Below are 18,702 nucleotides of genomic sequence, written 5' to 3'. Positions count from 1 at the left end.
CTAAGGCGCCATGCCTGAAGGTTGTTCGACAACAGCATAGCGCGATTGCCCGAAAAAGGACCACTTTTTTGTTTGTCAAGCTCGGATTTTTTTCACCGAGTGTCGACAAGGCCCCCCGCAATCGCCCTTCGTCAATCCCTTTACGTACTCGCAATGCAACATTGTTACCTTCCTTGTAAACCCTTCACCATTATCGTTCAAGCCTGTCAGGCCTCGGCAAGGGCTGCCGCCTCCTCGACACCCACCGAGACCAGACGCGATACCCCCGGTTCCTGCATGGTCACCCCCATCAGTCGTTCCGACGCTTCCATGGCGATCTTGTTATGGGTGATATAGATGAACTGGACCGACTCCGACATTTCCTTAACCAGTCTGGCATAGCGTCCCACATTGGCATCATCCAGGGGGGCATCCACTTCATCCAGCATGCAGAAGGGTGCCGGATTGAGCTGGAAGATGGCAAAAACCATGGCCAACGCGGTCAACGCCTTTTCGCCCCCGGACAAGAGATGAATGGTGCTGTTCTTCTTGCCCGGAGGCCTGGCCATGATGGCCACACCGGTCTCCAGCAAATCGTCGCCGGTCAGGGTCAACCATGCGGTCCCGCCGCCGAAGATCTTGGGAAAAAGCGTCTGCAGACCCGTATTGACTCGCTCGAAGGTATCGCGAAAACGCGTCCGGGTTTCCTGGTCGATTCGACGAATCGCCCGATCCAGGGTCTCCAGTGCCTCGCTGAGCTCCACATGCTGGGCTTCGAGGTAATCACGCCGCTCGGCCTGCTGGTCGTACTCCTCGATGGCCGCGAGGTTGATCGCGCCGAGCCGGCGGATGCGTTCGCCGACCTCCTCCAGCCGCGTCTGCCAGGCAGATTCGGTCGCGTTCGGGTCCAGCGACTCGGCCAGGGCATCGACGTCGTGTCCCAGCTCGCGTAGCTGCTCGTCCTGGGACTCGGCCTTGAGCACCAGGGCCTGAACCTGCATGCGAGATTCCTGCAGGCGCTCACGAATGCCCTCGAGCTGACGCTCATGCCCCTGGCGTGCCTGTTCATCCTCGCGCAGCCGCTCGACCAGGGCGGCGGCACGGGAACGGGCCTCGTTGAGCTCCCGTTCCTCGCGCTCCCGGCGGTGCAACAGCTCATCGAGCCGTTCACGGCGTTCCTCATCCGGTTCATGCAGTCCTTCGCGTTCCTCTTCCAGTTCGGTGCAACGTTGCTCGAGGCGCTGGCGAGCCTCGCCGGAGCGCCCCTGTTGTTCCGCCAATCCCGCACGCTCGGTGGTCAGCCGCTGATACTCCAGCGCCAGGCGCTGGGACTGCTCGGCGAGGGGACGCTGCCGAGTACGCAACGACGTCAGCCGCTCGCGGGCCTCGCGGCGCTCCCGCTCGAGGCGCTCACGCTTCTCGGCGCCTTCCTCTAGCCGGGCCATGGCGGCCTGCCAGTGTTCCCGGGTCTCCTCGATGGCCAGGCGCGTTTCCTCGGCGGACGCTTCCAGACCCTCGACCTCCTCGGCAAGCTCGGCGGCCCGCCCCTGGAGATGCTCGAGACGGCTGGCCAGCCCGCTGTCCTGGACGGCCAGCTGCTGACGCTGCTGATCCAGGTCGCGTTGCTCGATACGCACCTCTTCTTGACCGGCCTCGGCTCGTTCGACCTCTTCGCCGGCTTCGGCGAGCTGCGCCTCCAGGGTGTCGAGCCGCGCTTCCACCGTCGCCAGTTCCTCGCGTACCTCGGCCTCGCGGCGGCGACTGACCAGCAGGGCATCCGGTCCCTCTTCCTGACCACGATGACGGGCCCAGCCGTCGCCCACCCAGAGGCCATCGGCGGTGATCAGGCTGTCGCCGGGCGCCAACGATGACCGGCCGGCCCAGGCCTCCTCCCGCGAGGCGACACAGTGAATCGTCGCCAGCCACTGGGCCGCTGCACCGGCCCCCTTTACCTCGGCGGCGAGGCTGCCGGCCGGTGCCGTGCGTTCCTCTTCCGACAGCAGGCCCAGTTCAGCGGCCAGTTCGGGAGCGAGAATTCGGGCACCATCATCCGGCGTCGCCACACGAGCCTTGAGCCAGGGAGCCAGCACCCAGGAGACCGCGTCCTCCCAGCCCGGCGTGACATCGAGCCTCTCCCCGAGCCGTGCGGCATCTGCCAGGCCGTGCTCGGCCAGGTGCGACGCCAGGTGCTCATCGTGATCGGCGAGCGCCGCCTGGATCAGGGCCTCGAGAGAGGCCAGCTCCCCCTGCAGGGTGCTGCGACGCTGGCGATCGAGCTCGCGCGCCTCCTCGGCATCGCGAACCCGCTGGCGGGCGGCATCCCGGCTCTCCTGCCAGTCGGCGCGTCTTTCCTCGCTGGACGCCAGTTGCTCCTCGAGCTCGGCCAGACGCTCGGCGACTTCGCTACGCTGGGCTTCGAGTGCCGCGATGTCGGGAAGTTCCTCACGCTGCAGACGACGCTTGCGTGCATCGTCCTCGATACGCTCGAGCCGCGACTCCTGCTCGCGCAGGCGATCCTGGGAACGTTCGGCCTCGCGGCTATCCTCCTGCCAGCGCTCACCGAATGCTTCCCAGGCGGCATCGGCCTCCTCGGCGAGCGGCTCGGCCTCTTCCAGGGCGGCCTCCAGCTCGGCGAGCCGCTCGGCCACGTCTTCCTGTTCCGGCCCCAGGGTCTCGAGACGCTCGTCGAGCCGTGCCAGGCGTTCACCGTCGTCTTCCCCCACCCGCTTGAGGTCGTCCAGCTCGCGACGGGCGCTGTCCAGGTCCCGGGCCAGTTGCTGATCCCGGGCACGAGTATGCTCGAGATCCTGCTCCAGACGGGCAATCGCGGTGGTCGTCTCGTGGAAGCGCGACTGATAGCCCTCGAGTTCGGATGCCAGCCGATCGTGCTCCGCCCGAGCCTCCTCCAGTCGCGTCTCGCATTGGCGAAGGCCCAGCACTTCGCGCTCCACGGCGGTCTCGAGCTCGCCGACCCGGGCCTGCTCCTCGTCCTGGCTGGCCTTCAGGGCACGGCCACGCAACAGCGCCAGTTCCCCCTTGAGCTGGTACTCTTCCTGCTTGAGGGTCTGGTAGCGCCGTGCTGCGTCGGCCTGGCGCTTGAGCTTGTCCAGTTGCTTGTCCAGCTCCTCGCGGATGTCCTCCAGGCGTTCGAGGTTTTCCTGAGTGCGACGCATGCGATTCTCGGTTTCGCGGCGGCGCTCCTTGTACTTGGAGATGCCGGCCGCTTCCTCGAGGGTGCCGCGCAGTTCCTCAGGGCGCGACTCGATCAGCCGCGAGATCATCCCTTGCCCGATGATGGCGTAGGAACGCGGCCCCAGGCCGGTGCCGAGGAAGAGGTCAGCGATGTCGCGACGGCGGCACTTCTGGCCGTTGAAGAAGTAGCTGGATTGTCCTTCCCGGGTGACCTGCCGCTTCACCGATATCTCGGCGTACTGGGCGTAGGGGCCGCCCATGGAACCGTCGCGGTTGTCGAACATCAGCTCGATGGAGGCCTGCCCCACCGGTTTTCGGCCGGTGGAGCCGTTGAAGATGACGTCGGCCATCGACTCGCCGCGCAGGGTCTTGGCCGAGGACTCCCCCATGACCCAGCGCACGGCGTCGATGATGTTGGACTTGCCACAGCCATTGGGCCCGACGATGGCCGTCATGTTGCCGTCGAAGGGCACACTGACGGGATCGACGAAGGACTTGAAGCCGGCCAGGCGGATGGAGGTCAGGCGCATGAATTAGTCGACTACCCTGTCGATGGCAGCATCGGGCGATTCATCGACGCCCGATGGCATATTGCGTTGGTCCCCGTCGCTCGCCGGCTGCCCGGAGGCCGCCAGGCGACGCTGGGCGGTCTCGATGCCCTGGCGCAGGGCGTCGGCGGAGCGACCGTCGTCCATGCCGGCGATGGCCCGTCGCCAATGATCGATGGCCCGCCGATAATTCCCGTTCTCGAAGGCATCGATGCCCAGCATGCCCAGTATCGTGGGCTGGTCGGGCGCCTCGGCAAGCACCTCGTCGACCAACGACCGGACATCCGCGCCAAGGGTGCGTCCCGCGGCGAAATAACGCAACTGTGCCAGCTCGGCCAGCAACGCCGGACGCCGGCCTTCCAGCTCGATCAGTCGGCTCAGGGCCGAATCGGCGTCTTCGACTCGTCCGGTATCGCGATAGAGCGGAAACAGCGAACGCCAGACATCGGCGTTCTCTGGTTGTCGCGCGGCCTGGATCTCGAGCGCCTCGACCAGCTCGGTCACCGACGCACCGGGCTTCTGCAGGACCTGTTGTTGAGCGGCACGCAGCGCCAGGTCGCCCTCAGCCCCTTCCTGGCGATACCAGAACACGCTGGCCGCCACCAGGGCGATCATCGTCACCGGCACCAGCAATCGGCCCGAGACAGCGGACTTCAAGGGCGTGCGACGCGAGCGCTCGGTATCCTCGAGCAGGCCGCGCTCCAGTTCCAGGCGATCCTCCTCGAAGCGATCGGCATCGATGTCCCCCCGCGCCAGGGCCGCTTCGAGCGAGGCCAGGCGGCGCCGGTAGATCGCCACATTCTGCTCGGTACCGGGCTCACTCGCCTCGGCGGCATGCTGGGCCGCCCGCACGCCTTCGGCTCGGCGCAGGGGAAGGATCAGCAACCACAAGGCCGGCAACAGCAGGATGGCGAAGGCGAACCAGAGCAGGGTCATTCGTTCCTCTCGTGGTGAGCGGTGTCGTGATGCGCGCCCTGGCGATGGACCAGGGCATCGAGTCGGGTACGCTCGGCCTCGCTGAGCCCGCGCGCGGCGACATCGCGGCGCACACGCACCAGCATGATCACCAGCACGATGCCCAGCAGCACCAGGGCCGCGGGCAGTCCCCACAGCAAGAGGGTGCGTCCCTCGAGGCGTGGATTATAAAGCACATAGTCGCCGAAGCGGCGCACCATGAAGTCGAGAATTTCCTTGTCCGAGCGTCCCTGCTGCAGTTGTTGGTAGACGCGCTCGCGCATGTCGCCGGCGATAGGAGAATTGGAATCGTCGATCGCCTGGTTCTGGCACTTGGGACAGCGCAGTGTCGCGGTGAGATCACGGTAGCGCTGTTCCAGGACCGGATCGTCGAACTGGCGTACTTCGACGGCCGCCAGGGCCGGCAGCGACATCGCCGCCAGCAGCACCAACAGCCACACACTCACTCTCGCCATTTCTTCACCTCCGGCATGATCACGCGAGACACGTCTTCGGGGGCGATGTAGCCGGTGTGGTGATACCGGATCACGCCGTCGACGTCGACCAGGAAGGTTTCCGGTGCCCCGTAGACGCCGAGATCGAAGCCCAGGCTGCCTTCGGGATCGAAGATATTGACCTCGAAGGGGTTGCCGAACTCATCGAGAAAAGCGCGCCCCTTGGCTCGGGTATCCTTGTAGTCGACCCCCACCAACCGCACGCCTCGCTCAGCCAGTTCGAGCAACTGGGGCATTTCCTGCTTGCAGGTCGGGCACCACTCGCCCCAGACATTGACCAGGGTCACCTCACCCTCGAGCAGCGAGGCGTCCACCCGACGGTCGGGATCGGCCAGGGTGGCGAGATCGAACTCGGGGAAGTTCCGAGCCACCATGGCCGAATCACGGTCCGACGGGTCCATCGACAGGCCTCGATACAGGAATCCCCCCAACACGAGAAACCCCAGCAATGGCAGCAACAGCAGCAGGCGACGCTTCATGCGCTGGCCTCCCGCACGCTCGCCGGGACGGCACGCTCGGGGTCGCGCGCGGTGACCGCACGGCGATAGCGACGGTCGACGACCGCCAGCAGACCACCCACCGCCATCAACAGGGCACCCAGCCACAACCAGCGCACCAGCGGCTTGTACTGCAGCCGCAAGGCCCAGCTGCCCTCCCCCAGATCCTCGCCCATGGCCACGTAGAGGTCACGCAACGGCCCCGGACGCAGGGCCACATCGGTCATCGGCATGCCGGTGGCGAGATACAGGCGCTTCTCCGGCGTCATCACAAAGTGCCGATCATCCTCGCCATGCCGCACCTCGAGTCGCGCCGTATCGGCGACGAAGTTGGGCCCGCGGCGCTCGCCCAGCTCGGTCAGGGTGAAGGTATAGCCGGCCAGGCTGACGGTATCGCCGACCCCCATGCGCACGTTGCGTTCGACGGAATAGTTCGCGACCACACTGACCCCGACGATGGTCACCGCCACGCCCAGATGGGCCAGCAGCATGCCCCAGTAGGCGAGCGACAGCTTGCGCAGGGCGGCCCGCTTCGTGGCGCCCCGGCGCATCCTGTCCAGCAGGCCTCGCAGCATCGGCAGCACGATCCACAGCGCCGCCGCCAGTCCCAGCGAGACCCGGAGATTCCACTCGCCGTCGTACAGCAGCGGTATCGCCCCGGCGATGACCAGGGCCAGGCCGCCGGCCAGCCAGGTGCGTCGCCAGAGCGCGCGCCCGGACATGCGTTTCCATTGCGCGAGCGGCCCCAGCCCCATGAAGACACACAGAATCACCGTCAGCGGCACGAACAGGGCATTGAAGTAAGGCGGTCCCACGCTGATCTTGCCGAGCTCGAAGGCATCGAGCAGCAGCGGATAGAGGGTGCCCAGCAACACGGTGACCGTCATGACCACCAGCAGGATGTTGTTGATCAGCAGCAGGGCATCCCGGGATAGCCAGGTAAACCCCGTGCGCTGGCCGACCCGGGGGGCACGCAGCGCGAACAGCAGCAAGGAGGCGCCCACAGTGATGCCCAGCAGCATCAGGATGAAGAGTCCTCGCGATGGATCGTTGGCGAAGGCGTGCACCGAGGTGAGCACGCCCGACCGCACCAGGAAGGTGCCCAACAACGACAGCGAGAAGGTCGAGATGGCCAGCAGTACCGTCCAGCTCTTGAAGGCACCGCGTTTCTCGGTGACCGCCAGGGAGTGGATGAGCGCGGTACCGGCGAGCCAGGGCAGCAGCGAGGCGTTCTCCACCGGATCCCAGAACCACCAGCCGCCCCAGCCGAGCTCGTAGTAGGCCCACCAGCTGCCCAGCGCGATGCCCACGGTGAGGAAGGCCCAGGCGACATTGGTCCAGGGCCGCGCCCAGCGTGTCCAGGCGGCGTCCAGGCGACCGCCCAGCAAGGCGGCGATGGCGAAGGAAAAGACCACCGAGAACCCCACATACCCCATGTAGAGCATCGGAGGATGGATGATCAGGCCGACGTCCTGCAGCAGTGGATTCAGGTCGGCACCATCGGTCGGCACATCGGGCAGCAGCCGCGCGAAGGGATTGGAGGTCACCAGCACGAAGGTCAGAAAGCCCGTGCTGATCAGGCCCATCACGCCCAGCACGCGGGCCAGCATGTCCCGAGGCAGTTCCCGGGAAAAGTGCGAGACGGCGTAGGTCCAGACCCCCAGGATCAGGCTCCACAGCAGCACCGAGCCTTCGTGGTTGCCCCAGACGGCGCTGAACTTGTAGTACCAGGGCAGCATCGAGTTCGAGTTGTTGGCCACCGTGGCCACGCTGAAGTCATCCAGCAGGTAGCTGGCGGTCAGGCAGGCGTAGGCGACGAGCAGGAACAGGCACTGACCGGCGGCCATGGGGCGCGCATAGGCCATCCACAGCGGTCGACGAGTCGCCGCGCCGGCCAGCGGCACCACCGCCTGCACCAACGCCATCAACAAGGCGATGACCAGAGCGAAATGGCCAATCTCGGGGATCATCTCGATCAACATGGCGACTCCGTATCACTCCTGGCCGGCACGCCGTTCGGCATCCAGCCGTTTTCCCACCTCGGCGGCCTTGTCCCGGTAGTCCTCCGGCGCATAGCCGGCCTCTTCCAGGGCCTCGGCCACCTCGGGCGGCATGTAGTTCTCATCGTGCTTGGCCAGCACCTTGTCGGCACGCACCCAGCCCTCCGGCTGCAACCGGCCCACCACTACCACGCCCTGCCCCTCGCGGAAGAGGTCGGGCAGGATGCCGCTGTAGCGCACCCTCACGTCCTCGACGTAATCGGTGACAGTGAAGGTCACATCCAGGCTTTCCGGGTCACGCGTCACGGAGCCTTCCTTGACCATGCCGCCGGCGCGAATCTGGCGCTCCAGTGGCGCCTCACCGGCCACGATCTGTACCGGGCTGAAGAACAGGTTGATATTGCTGCGCAGGGCATAGAGCGTCAGTCCCACCGCCAGCGCCACCAGAGCGACCAGCCCCAGAACAACGAACAGCTTCTGTCTGCGCCTGGCTCTCATGAAGGCACCTCCCCGTCACGCGCCTGTCGACGCTCTCGCCGAACACGGCGGCGCAACTCCCGCCACAGCCGCCGGCGTTCCAGACGCAGGTGCAGTACCACGGCGAACAACAGCAACAGGGTGGCACCGTAGGCGGGCCAGACATAGGGCGCGTAACCGCCCATGGCCAGAAAAGCGGTGAACGAATCGAAGGCCATCAGTTCCCCTCCCCGACCAGATCGCGTACCCAGCGCTTGGCGGACTCGCGACGCAGAATCTCGTTGCGCGTCCGCGTCAGGGTCACGGCGATGAAGAAGCTATAGAAGCCCAGCACCATGATCAACAACGGCAACCACATCTCGGTGGGCATCGCCGGGCGCGAGGTGACGGAGAAGGTGGCGGGCTGGTGCAGGGTGTACCACCACTCCACCGAGTACTTGATGATCGGGATATTGATCACGCCGACCATGGTCAGCACCGAGGCCGCTCGCGAGCCGCTGTCGCGACCGTCGAAGGCACTCCGCAAGGCGATCACGCCGATATACAGGAAGAACAGGAGCAGCATCGAGGTCAGGCGGGCGTCCCACTGCCACCAGGTCCCCCAGGTGGGCACTCCCCATACGGCACCGGACAGCAGTGCCACGAAGGTCATGCCGGCGCCCAATGGTGCCATCGCCGTGGCCGCCATGTCGGCCAGCTTGATCCTCCAGACCATGAATACCAGCCCGGCCAGGGCCATGACGACGAAGATCGATTGCGCGAGGAAGGCCGCCGGCACATGGACATAGATGATGCGAAAGCTGTCGCCCTGCTGGTAATCAGCCGGCGCGAAAGCCAGCCCCCAGACGAGGCCGCCCCCGATGAGTGTCGTCGCCGCCACCCAGAACCAGGGCGACAACCGCACGCTGAAGGCGTAGAACCCTTTCGGGGAACCGAGCTTGTGAATGAAGGCCCACATTGATGTGTCGATACCTCAACCGTTGAGACTGATACGCAGCGACGCCGCGATCGCCCAGGGCGCGAACACCAGGGCTACCGCCAGCAATGCCCCGAGCAGGGCCAGGTGCGCCGCCACGCCGGTTCCCGCGATGGCCGCCTGGACGGCACCGGCGCCGAAGATCAGCACCGGCACATAGAGTGGCAACACCAGCAGCGACAGCAGGACGCCCCCGCGAGGAAGGCCGGCGGTCAAGGCCGCGCCGATGGCACCGATCAGGCTCAGCGTGGCGCTCCCCAGTGCCAGCGACAACGCCAGCACCCCGTAGCTGCCCAGCGGTAGCGACAGCATGACGCCCAGCACCGGCGCCATCAACGCCAGCGGCAGGCCGGTCGACAGCCAGTGTACCGCGACCTTGGCGAGCGCCAGCATCGGCAAGGGACGAGACGACAGCAGCAGCTGTTCGAGGGTACCGTCCTCGACGTCATTGCGGAACAGGCCATCCAGCGACAACAGGGCAGCGAGCAACGCCGCCACCCACAGCAGGCCCGGTGCGATAGCCGAGAGCAGCGCCGGGTCCGGCGAGATGCCGATCGGAAACAAGGTGATCACCAGGGCGAAGAAGGCCAGGGGGTTGAGTGCCGTGCTGGGGCGTCTCAGCAGCAGCAACAGGTCCCGCCGCATGGTCGCGTACAGGGCAATCCCGATCCCGGTGTCGCGCTCGCGCTTCCGACCGCGACCGACGACGTCCGAACGAGCCTCAGGGCACGACATGGCCATCCCCCTCGCCCAAGCGTACGCGGCGCATCGGCACCGACACTTCCAGTGCCTGATGCGTGGTCAACACCACGCCACCGCCATTCCGCACATGCGCTGCCAGCCGCACCTCCAGGTCGGCGACGCCCTCACGGTCGATGGCAGTGAAGGGCTCGTCGAGCACCCAGAGCGGACGCGGCGTCAACTCGAGACGCGCCAGGGCCACACGCCGCTGCTGACCGGCGGAAAGCTGGCCGGCAGGCAGGTCTTCGAAGCCCCTAAGCCCTGCCGCCTCCAGGGCCGACATCCGTTGCGCTTCGGCGCCATCCACGCCGGCCAGGGCCTGGTACCAGGCCAGATTCTCGAGCGGCGTCAAGGCCGCCTTGATGCCGGGGGCATGACCGAGATACAGCAGGCTGGCGAGGAAATCCTGACGCGCGTGTCTCAGCGGCATATCCTGCCAGAAGAGCGTCCCCTGGTAATCCATCAGTTGCCCGGACAGAATCTTGAGCAGGGTCGTCTTGCCACTGCCATTGGGTCCTTCGACACGCAGGATCTCGCCGCCGCGGATCTCCAGGTCGAGATCGCGGAACAGCCAGCGGTCGTCCCGCTCACAGGCCAGCTTCCGGGCTTGCAGGCGCAGGCTCAAGGTAGTCTCCGAACCGGGGAAATCTGGTTAAAAACTGTACACGTAAATAGTTTTCATCGCCAGTATACAAAATAGACAAAAAGCTGTATCCATTTTGCTTGTCATCGGCATGAACCGTCACCCTTGCCAGATTCATGTCGCCTGCTATGCTGGCAAAGTACTGTATGAATCGACAGTCACCGCCAATGGAGAGACGTCGCGCCATGCCAAGTCCCACAGCACAGTACCTCTTCCGTCAGCCCAACCTGTCCCTGGCCTCGTCCTGGTCGCCCATCGACGCCGATGACCTGGTGGAGATCCCCCTGCTCGGGCGTGTCTCGGCGGGCATGCCTATCGAAGCCTGCCTGGACGCCGGCAGCATCGAAGTCCCCTCGCGCATGGTCAGGCGCAACACCTACGCCCTCCGGGTGAACGGCGACTCCATGATCGATTGCAACATCTTCGATGGGGATGTGATTATCATCGAGCGTCGCGAAAGCGCCGAGAACGGCGAAACGGCCGTGGTGATGATCAACGACCAGGAGGTTACCCTGAAGAAATTCTACATCGAGAAGTCCGGCGTGCGCCTGCAACCGGCCAACGAACAGATGGCGCCCATCTTTCTGCGCAACAGCGACATCCAGGTGCTGGGCCTGGTGATGGGTGTCGTGCGCCAGCCGGACCTGGCCGCCTGATGCGCTACGCCGTTCCCGATCTCGCCGAGGGTGCCCGGCACGAAACCGAGCTGGAAATCGAGCGCAGCCGCTTCATCACCTGGACCGCTCACACTCCGGGCGCGATGGCCTTCGAGACACTGCTGTCCGAGGCCCGTCGTGCCCACTCCAATGCCAGCCACCATTGCAGCGCCTTCATCGCCGGCCCTCCCGGCGAACAGAACGCCATCGGCTTCTCCGACGACGGCGAGCCCGGCGGCACCGCCGGCCGCCCCATGTTTCAGGTGCTGGAAGGCGCCGGGCTCGGGCGAATCGGCTGTGTGGTCATCCGCTATTTCGGCGGCATCAAGCTCGGCACAGGCGGCCTGGCGCGCGCCTACGCCCAGGCCGTCAGCGAGGCGCTCGATACCCTGCCCAGGCGCGAGGTCATCGAGCGCACGCCCCTGAACCTCAAGGTTGACTTCGCCGGCGAGGCCGAGGCTCGCGCCTGGTGCGGCGCGCATGACATTCCCGTCGAGCATGCCGACTACCAGGCCGATGGCGTGACGTTGACCCTGGGCTGGCCGAGCGATATCGAGCGCGATCTCGAGCCGCTCAATTCCCGGCTAAAAGGACGTATGACGCTGGTCGACCCCCTCCTCTAGAAGTAGAAGCCTGTTCGGCACCCGCCTGCCGCCCGACATCGTCGCCTGCCGTCTCGCCGATATAGCGTGCACGCTTCTCGGGCTTCAAGCGCGTGACATCCACGACCACCAGTCCGTCGGTGCAATAGCCGAAGCCAGCGTCCACACCGAAGGCCAGAAAGCGCGCCCCACCGGGTTCGGCGACATCGATGTACTGCTTGTAGAGGGCCGGCACACCAGCGCCCATGGCCTGAAGAGCATGGCGCAGACGCCGGAAATCTTCCTTGGCATCGCCACCATCCAGCAACCGCTCCACTTCCAGCTGGCCGGCCCGTGACATCCGGAAGGGAGCCCGGGGACGAATCGAGGTCTCGGCCTCGCCATGGTAATGCTGGTAGTACCCCACCAGCAGTTCCTTGGCCAATGGCGGCATCAGATTGGGAATGGTCACCGGCCCGAACAGCCAACGAACCTCGGGATGCTCGCGCAGATAGGCACCGAGCCCGACCCAGAGATAATCCAGGCTGCGACGCCCCCAGTAGCGCGGCTGCACGAAACTGCGTCCCAGCTCCAGGCCATGGCGCCATTGTGCCCAGGGCGCCTGTTCGAGCTGGAAGATCGTCGAACTGTACAGTCCTGCCGTTCCCTGGCGGTCGAGAATCTCGCCGACGTTACCGAGCCGATAGGCGCCGGCGATTTCCAGATCCTGCTCGTCCCACAGGATCAGGTGCCGGTAGTGGCTGTCGAAGTCGTCCAGATCGCGCTTGTTGCCGGTTCCTTCGCCCACGCGGCGAAAGGTGATCTCGCGCAGGCGGCCGATCTCGCGCATCACCGCCGAGTCGGGCCGACTGTCGAACAGCAGGATACGCTTGCCGTCCGTCGTCTCGCCCAGGCGACGCGCCTCGCGCAGTTCCTCGCGCAGACGCTGGCGATTCTCCGGGCGGGCGATGCCGGTCTCGCTGACGAACACCCCCTTGCGGCCACGCCCCAGTCGATACACGTGCTTGCGCAGCAGCTTCAACTTGACCGGCGTGGTCAGGTCGTCGCGATCGAAGCGTGCCAGGGGGATCAGCCCCCCGACCCGCAGGGCGATCTGCCGATCGCGCTGGCGAAACATTTCACCGGGCAGCATCAGGGTTCCCAGCGGGGCATGCAGCGATGACAGGCTATAGAAGCGCGAGGAATTGCGCCCCCCCACATGCACCGGCAGGATCGGTGCATTGGTGCGCCGCGCCGCATGCAGGAAACCCGACAGCCACTTGCCGTCGCGAACGCCGGCGGGCCCGGCCCGAGAGACCTCACCGGCGGGGAAGACGATCACCGCACGGTCTTCTTCCAGCGCGCCGATCATGCGCTCCAGGCTGCGGCGAAAGCCCTTCCGGGACAGGTTATCCACCGGCAGCATCACCTCGCGCAACGGCTCGATCTGCAGCAACAGGTCGTTGGCCAGGATCCGCACATCGGACCGCAGTTCGGCGACCATCTTGACCAGGGCCAGGCCATCCAGGGCTCCCAGGGGATGGTTCGCCACAATCACCACCCGCCCGGTGGCGGGAATGTTGTCCCGATCCCGGGACGACAGGGTATAGCCGAACCGAAAATGGTCGAAGACCTGGTCGATGAACTCGAGCCAGCCCAGCCGCCCGTATCGTGTCAGAAAGGCGTTGACGTCACGTTCGTGCACCAGCCGGCGCAGGCCGGCGACCAGGGACTTCCGCATCCAGGAGGGCCAGGCCGCGATGCGAGGGGACTTGCCCAGCAGGGCTCCTTCGATATCGATCATCCGACTCTCGCTCCAGTCGGGCGCCACGGCGCCGATGTCCTCAGGCTAGGAGCGGAAGATGACAGGACGATGGCGGCCCCGGAACGCGATACGGCGCCCATCGGGGCGCCGTATCGTCATCAGGACCGATGGAGGGAATCAGCCGAGGTACTTGATCATCACCCCGGCGGCCACGGCCGAGCCGATGACGCCGGCCACGTTGGGCCCCATGGCGTGCATCAGCAGGAAGTTGTGGGGGTTGGACTCCAGCCCCACCTTGTTGGACACCCTCGCCGCCATGGGGACCGCCGACACCCCGGCGGAACCGATCAGCGGGTTGATCGACTGCTTGCTGACCGCGTTGAGCAGCTTGGCCATGAGGATACCGCAGGCGGTGCCGATGGCGAAGGCAACCATGCCGAGCCCGAGGATGCCCAGGGTCTCCAGGGCCAGGAAACGATCCGCCATCAACTTGGAGCCCACCGAAAGTCCCAGGAAAATGGTCACGGTATTGATCAGGGCATTCTGGGCGGTATCGGAAAGCCGCTCCACCACGCCGCACTCGCGCATCAGGTTGCCGAAGCAGAACATCCCCAGAAGGGGCGCGGCATCCGGCAGGAAGAGCACGACCAGGACCAGCAGTGCCAGCGGGAAGACGATCTTCTCCAGCTTGGACACCGGCCGCAGCTGGGTCATGGCGATCTCGCGCTCCCGGGTCGAGGTCAGCGTGCGCATGATCGGCGGCTGGATCAGCGGGACCAGGGCCATGTAGGAATAGGACGCCACGGCAATGGCCCCCAGCAACTCCGGCGCCAGCAGGCTCGAGACATAGATCGAGGTCGGCCCGTCGGCACCGCCGATGATACCGATGGCGGCGGCCTGCTTGAGCGAGAAGTCCATCACGCCCATCGCCGAGAGGCCCACCGCGCCGAGCAGGGTGGCAAAGATGCCGAACTGGGCGGCGGCCCCCAGGAACAGGGTGCGCGGATTGGCCAGCAGCGGACCGAAATCGGTCATGGCGCCGACCCCCATGAAGATCACCAACGGCGCCACGCCGGAGGCAATGGCCACGCTGTAGAACTGGTACAGCATGCCGGGGGCATAGCCGGCATCGGCGGCCACATCATTGGCGGCTCGCACCAGTGCCGGGGAGGTGTCGCCGTGCAGCGCTTCCGTCACGAGATGACGCGCGCCCTCGATACCCGCAGCCGGGTCCAGGGTTGTCTCGAGCGCCGACGCCAGGCGTTCGAGCACCTGGGGCCCGGCCTGATGGGCGGCCTGCTCGGCGGCCGACAGGGCCAATCCCGCTTCGGGGATGTTGGCCAGGATGCCGCCGAAGCCGATCGGCACCAGCAACAACGGCTCGAACTTCTTGTTGATCGCCAGGTAGAGCAGCCCCAGCCCCACCAGAATCATCACCCCCTGGCCCCAGTCCAGGTTGTAGAGCCCCGAGCCATGCCACAGGGTCAATAGTTTGTCTGTCATGAAACCATCCTTAGAGAACGATCAGCTCGTCACCCACCGCCACGCTGTCACCTTCACTGACCTTGACCTCCGACACGGTACCGGAACCGGCGGCCCGTACCTCGGTTTCCATCTTCATGGCCTCGAGGATGATCACCACATCACCCTCGGCGACACTGTCGCCCGGCTTGACGTTGACCTTGAAGATATTGCCCGCCAGCGGCGCCGTGATGGCCTCGCCCGAGGAAGCGGCCGGTGCCGACGGCGCCTGGGAGCTCGCGTCCTGCTCCTGCACCCGATCGATCTCGCCACCCTCGGCGACCTCGACCACATAGGCCTTGCCGTTGACCTTGACGGTATAGGTCTCGGGGCCAGCCGGCTCGGCCGTCGCCGCCGGGACCTTCGCTGGCGGATTGGCCTGGGCACTGCCGGTATCGGGTACCTGAGGTGCCGGCTCGAAGGCACCGGGATCATCGCGGTTGGCGAGGAACTTCAGGCCGATCTGCGGGAAGAGCGCATAGGTGAGCACATCATCGATATGCCGCTCGCCCTCGGCCAGCCGGATATTGTCCTCGGCGGCCTTGTTCGTCAGCTCCTCGGACAGACGCTCCATCTCGGGTGACAGACGATCCGCCGGACGTTCGGTGATGGGTTGCGCGCCGTCGAGGACTCGTGTCTGGAGTTCCTGATTGAAGGCGGCGGGCGCCGCACCGTACTCACCCTTGAGCAAGGCCTGTACTTCCTTGGAGATGGACTTGTAGCGTTCGCCCATCATCACGTTCATCACCGCCTGGGTACCGACGATCTGCGAGGTAGGGGTCACCAGGGGGATGTAGCCCAGATCCTCGCGCACCCGGGGAATCTCGGTCAGGACGTCATCGAGCTTGTCGCCGGCGCCCTGCTCCTTGAGCTGGCTCTCCATGTTGGTGAGCATGCCGCCCGGCACCTGCGCCACCAGAATCCGCGAGTCGATGCCCTTGAGCGCCCCCTCGAAGGCGGCGTACTTCTTGCGCACCTCGCGGAAATAGCCGGCGATGTCCTCGAGTTGTTCGAGGTCGAGCCCGGTGTCGCGCTCGGTGCCCTTGAGGATGGCCACCAGCGACTCGGTCGGGCTGTGGCCGTAGGTCGTCGACATCGAGGAAATGGCGGTATCGACATTGTCGACCCCCGCCTCCACTGCCTTGAGCGCAGTGGCCGTGGACATGCCGGTGGTGGCGTGACAGTGCAAGTGGATGGGAATGTCCAGCGCCTGTTTCAGGCGCGACACCAGCTCGTAGGCGTCGTAGGGCGTGAGCAGGCCGGCCATGTCCTTGATCGCCAAGGAATCGGCGCCCATGTCGGCGATGGAACGCGCCAGCTCCACCCAGCTCTCCATGGTGTGAACCGGGCTCACGGTATAGGAAATGGTGCCCTGGGCATGCCCCTCGTTGGCGCGCACCGCGCGGATGGCACGCTTCAGATTGCGAGGGTCGTTCATGGCATCGAAGACGCGGAAGACATCGACACCATTGGTCCTGGCCCGTTCGACAAAACGATCGACCACATCGTCGGCGTAGTGACGATAGCCGAGCAGGTTCTGGCCCCGCAGCAGCATCTGCTGGGGCGTATTGGGCATGGCCTCTTTCAACGCCCGTATCCGCTCCCACGGATCTTCACCGAGGTAGCGGATACAAGCGTCGAAGGTAGCCCCGCCCCAGGATTCCAACGACCAGAAGCCGACGCGATCGAGCTTCTCGGCAATGGGCAGCATGTCATCCAGGCGCAGGCGCGTGGCGAACAGCGACTGGTGGGCATCGCGCAACACCACATCGGTGATGCCGAGCGGACGTGCGTTCTCAGTCATGCGGGTTTCCTTATCGTTGTAACCGAAATGCGTCGTCATATAACGAAACGCGAGAAGAAAGCGGCCCTGTTATTCGTTCAGCGGCGATGACGGCGGCGATGGCGATGAACGGCGGCGCTGATCGCGGCCATGATGTCGTCATTCCGGGCCGGTGCGGACCGACCGGAGGCCGAAGGGGGATTCGCCGGCGCCGGTTCCGGGAAATAGCGCCCGATAACCCGAGACATCAGGGTCGTGGTGATCACCAGAACGGTCAGAAAGACGAACACGAACCCCATGCCGAGCCCCATCAGGGCAAAGCCTTCGCTCAATAACTGCGTATCCTGCATGCGGTTTCCTCCTCGTTCGCGCCGCCATCCCGCCTGCCGATGACGCGCATGAATGCTGAGGCTATAACCTGCCACCCTCGCGATGGATTACAATGACGCCATGGTGGAAGTCGACGTTGTTAATTTACTACATAATGGTCGTATCGGCCTAGCCCCGATGGAAGGGGTCATCGATGCCGCGACACGCGACCTGCTGACCCGCTCCGCCGGCATCGACTGGACGGTGACCGAATTCGTGCGCGTGGTCGACACTCGCCTGCCGCCACGCGTCTTCCTTCGTCACTGCCCTGAACTGGCCAGCGGACCCCCCTTCACGCCCGGCGGCGCTCCGGTACACCTGCAATTGCTGGGCTCGGACCCCGCTGCCCTGGCCGCCAACGCGCACCAGGCGCTGTCGCTCGGCGCGACGAGCCTCGATCTCAACTTCGGCTGCCCCGCCAAGCTGGTCAACCGGCACGACGGGGGCGCTTCCATGTTGCGCGCCCCCTGGCGCCTGCGCGCTGCCGTCGCCGCCGTGCACGATGCCGTGGGCGACATCCTCCCGGTGACGGCCAAGATCCGGCTGGGGTTCGCCGATCGTCGACTGGCACTGGACTGCGCCCGGGCCGCCGAGGACGGCGGCGCACGACAACTCGTGGTCCACGCTCGTACCCGCAACGAGGGCTATCGCCCACCGGCACACTGGGAGTGGATCGGCCGCATCCGCCATCGACTGTCGATCCCGGTGGTAGCGAACGGCGACATCTGGACCCTCGAGGGTTACTGGAAGGCCCGGACCCTCTCCGGCTGTCCCGATGTCATGCTCGGTCGCGGCGCCCTGGCCGACCCCGGGCTGGCACCCCGCATCCGCCATTGGCAGGGCACCGGCGAACACCTTCCCCCGACCTCATGGGCCGACAAGGCCAGCCTGCTGCTCGATTATGCTGCAATGCAGCGTAGCATACTTCCATCCAAGACGGTGGTGGCTCGACTAAAGCAGTGGATGAACCACATGCGTGGACGGGACCCCGAGGCGGCACGCTGTTTCCAGGCACTGCGTCGCATCACCGAACTGGACGACTTTCTGGCAGGATTGGTGGCATCGACGGACAAGATCGAGGCAGTGGCGATTGCCACTCGAACGCCAGGGGGCTCGAGGGAGAACTTCGGATAAAAAAAGAGGCGCTCGTCGCATCGCGACGGCGCCTCGAACGATCGCAGGACCACGCCCTGTTCAGGAATGAACGGGTCCAGCTAGTGGCAAGCCTGCCAAAACGAAAGACCCGCCCTCTTGTGGAGGACGGGTCGAAATCTGGCGCGCCCGGGAGGATTCGAACCTCCGACCGCCTGATTCGTAGTCAGGTACTCTATCCAGCTGAGCTACGGGCGCTTTGCACAACGATGCGACTCGTTGAATTTGACAGTGAATCCTCCTAGGCTCGACAAGTGAGGACTCGTCTGGAGGAAATGGCGCGCCCGGGAGGATTCGAACCTCCGACCGCCTGATTCGTAGTCAGGTACTCTATCCAGCTGAGCTACGGGCGC

General features: G+C 65.5%; 18 protein-coding genes and 2 tRNA genes. 3 read left to right on the top strand and 17 right to left on the bottom strand.

Annotated features, from left to right (window positions below):
• Positions 1 to 206: 206 nt before the first annotated feature.
• From smc to LU493_RS02825, 11 genes are read right to left on the bottom strand one after another with little or no spacing between them, the layout of a single operon-like run.
• Complete coding sequence (gene smc / locus LU493_RS02875) at positions 207 to 3,701, bottom strand: chromosome segregation protein SMC (protein WP_275286282.1); 3,495 nt, start codon at positions 3,699 to 3,701, stop codon at positions 207 to 209.
• 3 nt (positions 3,702 to 3,704) lie between these two features.
• Positions 3,705 to 4,655 carry a c-type cytochrome biogenesis protein CcmI gene (gene ccmI / locus LU493_RS02870; protein ID WP_275286281.1) on the bottom strand — a complete coding sequence of 317 codons (951 nt, stop codon included), beginning with the start codon at positions 4,653 to 4,655 and terminating at the stop codon, positions 3,705 to 3,707.
• The gene (locus tag LU493_RS02865; protein ID WP_275286280.1) at positions 4,652 to 5,149 is read right to left on the bottom strand and encodes a cytochrome c-type biogenesis protein; all 498 of its coding nucleotides are present in this window, start codon (positions 5,147 to 5,149) and stop codon (positions 4,652 to 4,654) included. The genes ccmI and LU493_RS02865 overlap by 4 nt, the downstream gene beginning before the upstream one ends.
• Positions 5,137 to 5,667, bottom strand: a complete 531-nt coding sequence (locus LU493_RS02860; protein ID WP_275286279.1) for a DsbE family thiol:disulfide interchange protein — start codon at positions 5,665 to 5,667, stop codon at positions 5,137 to 5,139. The genes LU493_RS02865 and LU493_RS02860 overlap by 13 nt, the downstream gene beginning before the upstream one ends.
• Entirely contained in the window at positions 5,664 to 7,667 is a 2,004-nt protein-coding gene (locus LU493_RS02855) for a heme lyase CcmF/NrfE family subunit (protein WP_275286278.1), read from the bottom strand. Before LU493_RS02855 ends, LU493_RS02860 begins: the two co-directional genes overlap by 4 nt.
• A gap of 12 nt (positions 7,668 to 7,679) precedes the next feature.
• Complete coding sequence (gene ccmE, locus LU493_RS02850) at positions 7,680 to 8,183, bottom strand: cytochrome c maturation protein CcmE (RefSeq protein WP_275286277.1); 504 nt, start codon at positions 8,181 to 8,183, stop codon at positions 7,680 to 7,682.
• Positions 8,180 to 8,380, bottom strand: a complete 201-nt coding sequence (gene ccmD / locus LU493_RS02845) for a heme exporter protein CcmD (RefSeq protein WP_275286276.1) — start codon at positions 8,378 to 8,380, stop codon at positions 8,180 to 8,182. Before ccmD ends, ccmE begins: the two co-directional genes overlap by 4 nt.
• Positions 8,380 to 9,120 carry a heme ABC transporter permease gene (locus tag LU493_RS02840; RefSeq protein WP_275286275.1) on the bottom strand — a complete coding sequence of 247 codons (741 nt, stop codon included), beginning with the start codon at positions 9,118 to 9,120 and terminating at the stop codon, positions 8,380 to 8,382. The genes ccmD and LU493_RS02840 overlap by 1 nt, the downstream gene beginning before the upstream one ends.
• Positions 9,121 to 9,135: 15 nt before the next feature.
• Positions 9,136 to 9,873: a heme exporter protein CcmB gene (gene ccmB / locus LU493_RS02835; protein WP_275286274.1), complete on the bottom strand. Its 738-nt coding sequence runs from the start codon at positions 9,871 to 9,873 to the stop codon at positions 9,136 to 9,138.
• Positions 9,860 to 10,504 (bottom strand): cytochrome c biogenesis heme-transporting ATPase CcmA, encoded by a 645-nt coding sequence (ccmA, locus tag LU493_RS02830; protein ID WP_275286273.1) that lies wholly within the window; start codon positions 10,502 to 10,504, stop codon positions 9,860 to 9,862. Before ccmA ends, ccmB begins: the two co-directional genes overlap by 14 nt.
• Positions 10,467 to 10,709 (bottom strand): hypothetical protein, encoded by a 243-nt coding sequence (locus LU493_RS02825; RefSeq protein ID WP_275286272.1) that lies wholly within the window; start codon positions 10,707 to 10,709, stop codon positions 10,467 to 10,469. The genes ccmA and LU493_RS02825 overlap by 38 nt, the downstream gene beginning before the upstream one ends.
• On the opposite strand from LU493_RS02825, the gene lexA reads away from it, so the two are divergent.
• On the top strand, positions 10,708 to 11,178 hold the full coding sequence (gene lexA / locus LU493_RS02820) for a transcriptional repressor LexA (RefSeq protein WP_275286271.1): 471 nt from the start codon (positions 10,708 to 10,710) through the stop codon (positions 11,176 to 11,178). The two genes, LU493_RS02825 and lexA, sit on opposite strands and share 2 nt — an antisense overlap.
• The gene (locus tag LU493_RS02815; protein WP_275286270.1) at positions 11,178 to 11,801 is read left to right on the top strand and encodes an IMPACT family protein; all 624 of its coding nucleotides are present in this window, start codon (positions 11,178 to 11,180) and stop codon (positions 11,799 to 11,801) included. Before lexA ends, LU493_RS02815 begins: the two co-directional genes overlap by 1 nt.
• Here the strand turns inward: LU493_RS02815 and LU493_RS02810 are convergent.
• From LU493_RS02810 to LU493_RS02795, 4 genes are all read right to left on the bottom strand, one after another.
• Positions 11,752 to 13,563: a lysophospholipid acyltransferase family protein gene (locus tag LU493_RS02810; RefSeq protein WP_275286269.1), complete on the bottom strand. Its 1,812-nt coding sequence runs from the start codon at positions 13,561 to 13,563 to the stop codon at positions 11,752 to 11,754. The two genes, LU493_RS02815 and LU493_RS02810, sit on opposite strands and share 50 nt — an antisense overlap.
• Before the next feature lie 138 nt (positions 13,564 to 13,701).
• The gene (locus LU493_RS02805) at positions 13,702 to 15,027 is read right to left on the bottom strand and encodes a sodium ion-translocating decarboxylase subunit beta (RefSeq protein WP_275286268.1); all 1,326 of its coding nucleotides are present in this window, start codon (positions 15,025 to 15,027) and stop codon (positions 13,702 to 13,704) included.
• A 10-nt stretch (positions 15,028 to 15,037) separates the two neighbouring features.
• Positions 15,038 to 16,849, bottom strand: a complete 1,812-nt coding sequence (gene oadA / locus LU493_RS02800) for a sodium-extruding oxaloacetate decarboxylase subunit alpha (protein ID WP_275286267.1) — start codon at positions 16,847 to 16,849, stop codon at positions 15,038 to 15,040.
• 77 nt (positions 16,850 to 16,926) lie between these two features.
• Positions 16,927 to 17,178: an OadG family protein gene (locus LU493_RS02795; RefSeq protein WP_275286266.1), complete on the bottom strand. Its 252-nt coding sequence runs from the start codon at positions 17,176 to 17,178 to the stop codon at positions 16,927 to 16,929.
• 157 nt (positions 17,179 to 17,335) lie between these two features.
• Here LU493_RS02795 and LU493_RS02790 point away from each other — a divergent pair, with 157 nt between their 5' ends.
• The gene (locus LU493_RS02790; RefSeq protein ID WP_275286265.1) at positions 17,336 to 18,331 is read left to right on the top strand and encodes a tRNA dihydrouridine synthase; all 996 of its coding nucleotides are present in this window, start codon (positions 17,336 to 17,338) and stop codon (positions 18,329 to 18,331) included.
• Positions 18,332 to 18,470: 139 nt separating this feature from the next.
• On the opposite strand, the gene LU493_RS02785 is transcribed toward LU493_RS02790, so the two are convergent.
• Both LU493_RS02785 and LU493_RS02780 read right to left on the bottom strand, forming a co-directional pair.
• Positions 18,471 to 18,547, bottom strand: a tRNA-Arg gene (locus tag LU493_RS02785).
• 78 nt (positions 18,548 to 18,625) lie between these two features.
• Positions 18,626 to 18,702, bottom strand: a tRNA-Arg gene (locus LU493_RS02780).

Source organism: Halomonas elongata (genome assembly GCF_029081005.1).
Lineage (GTDB): Bacteria > Pseudomonadota > Gammaproteobacteria > Pseudomonadales > Halomonadaceae > Halomonas > Halomonas elongata_B.
The sequence above is the reverse complement of the archived record's forward strand: the minus strand, read 5'-3'. Positions and strand labels throughout refer to the sequence as shown.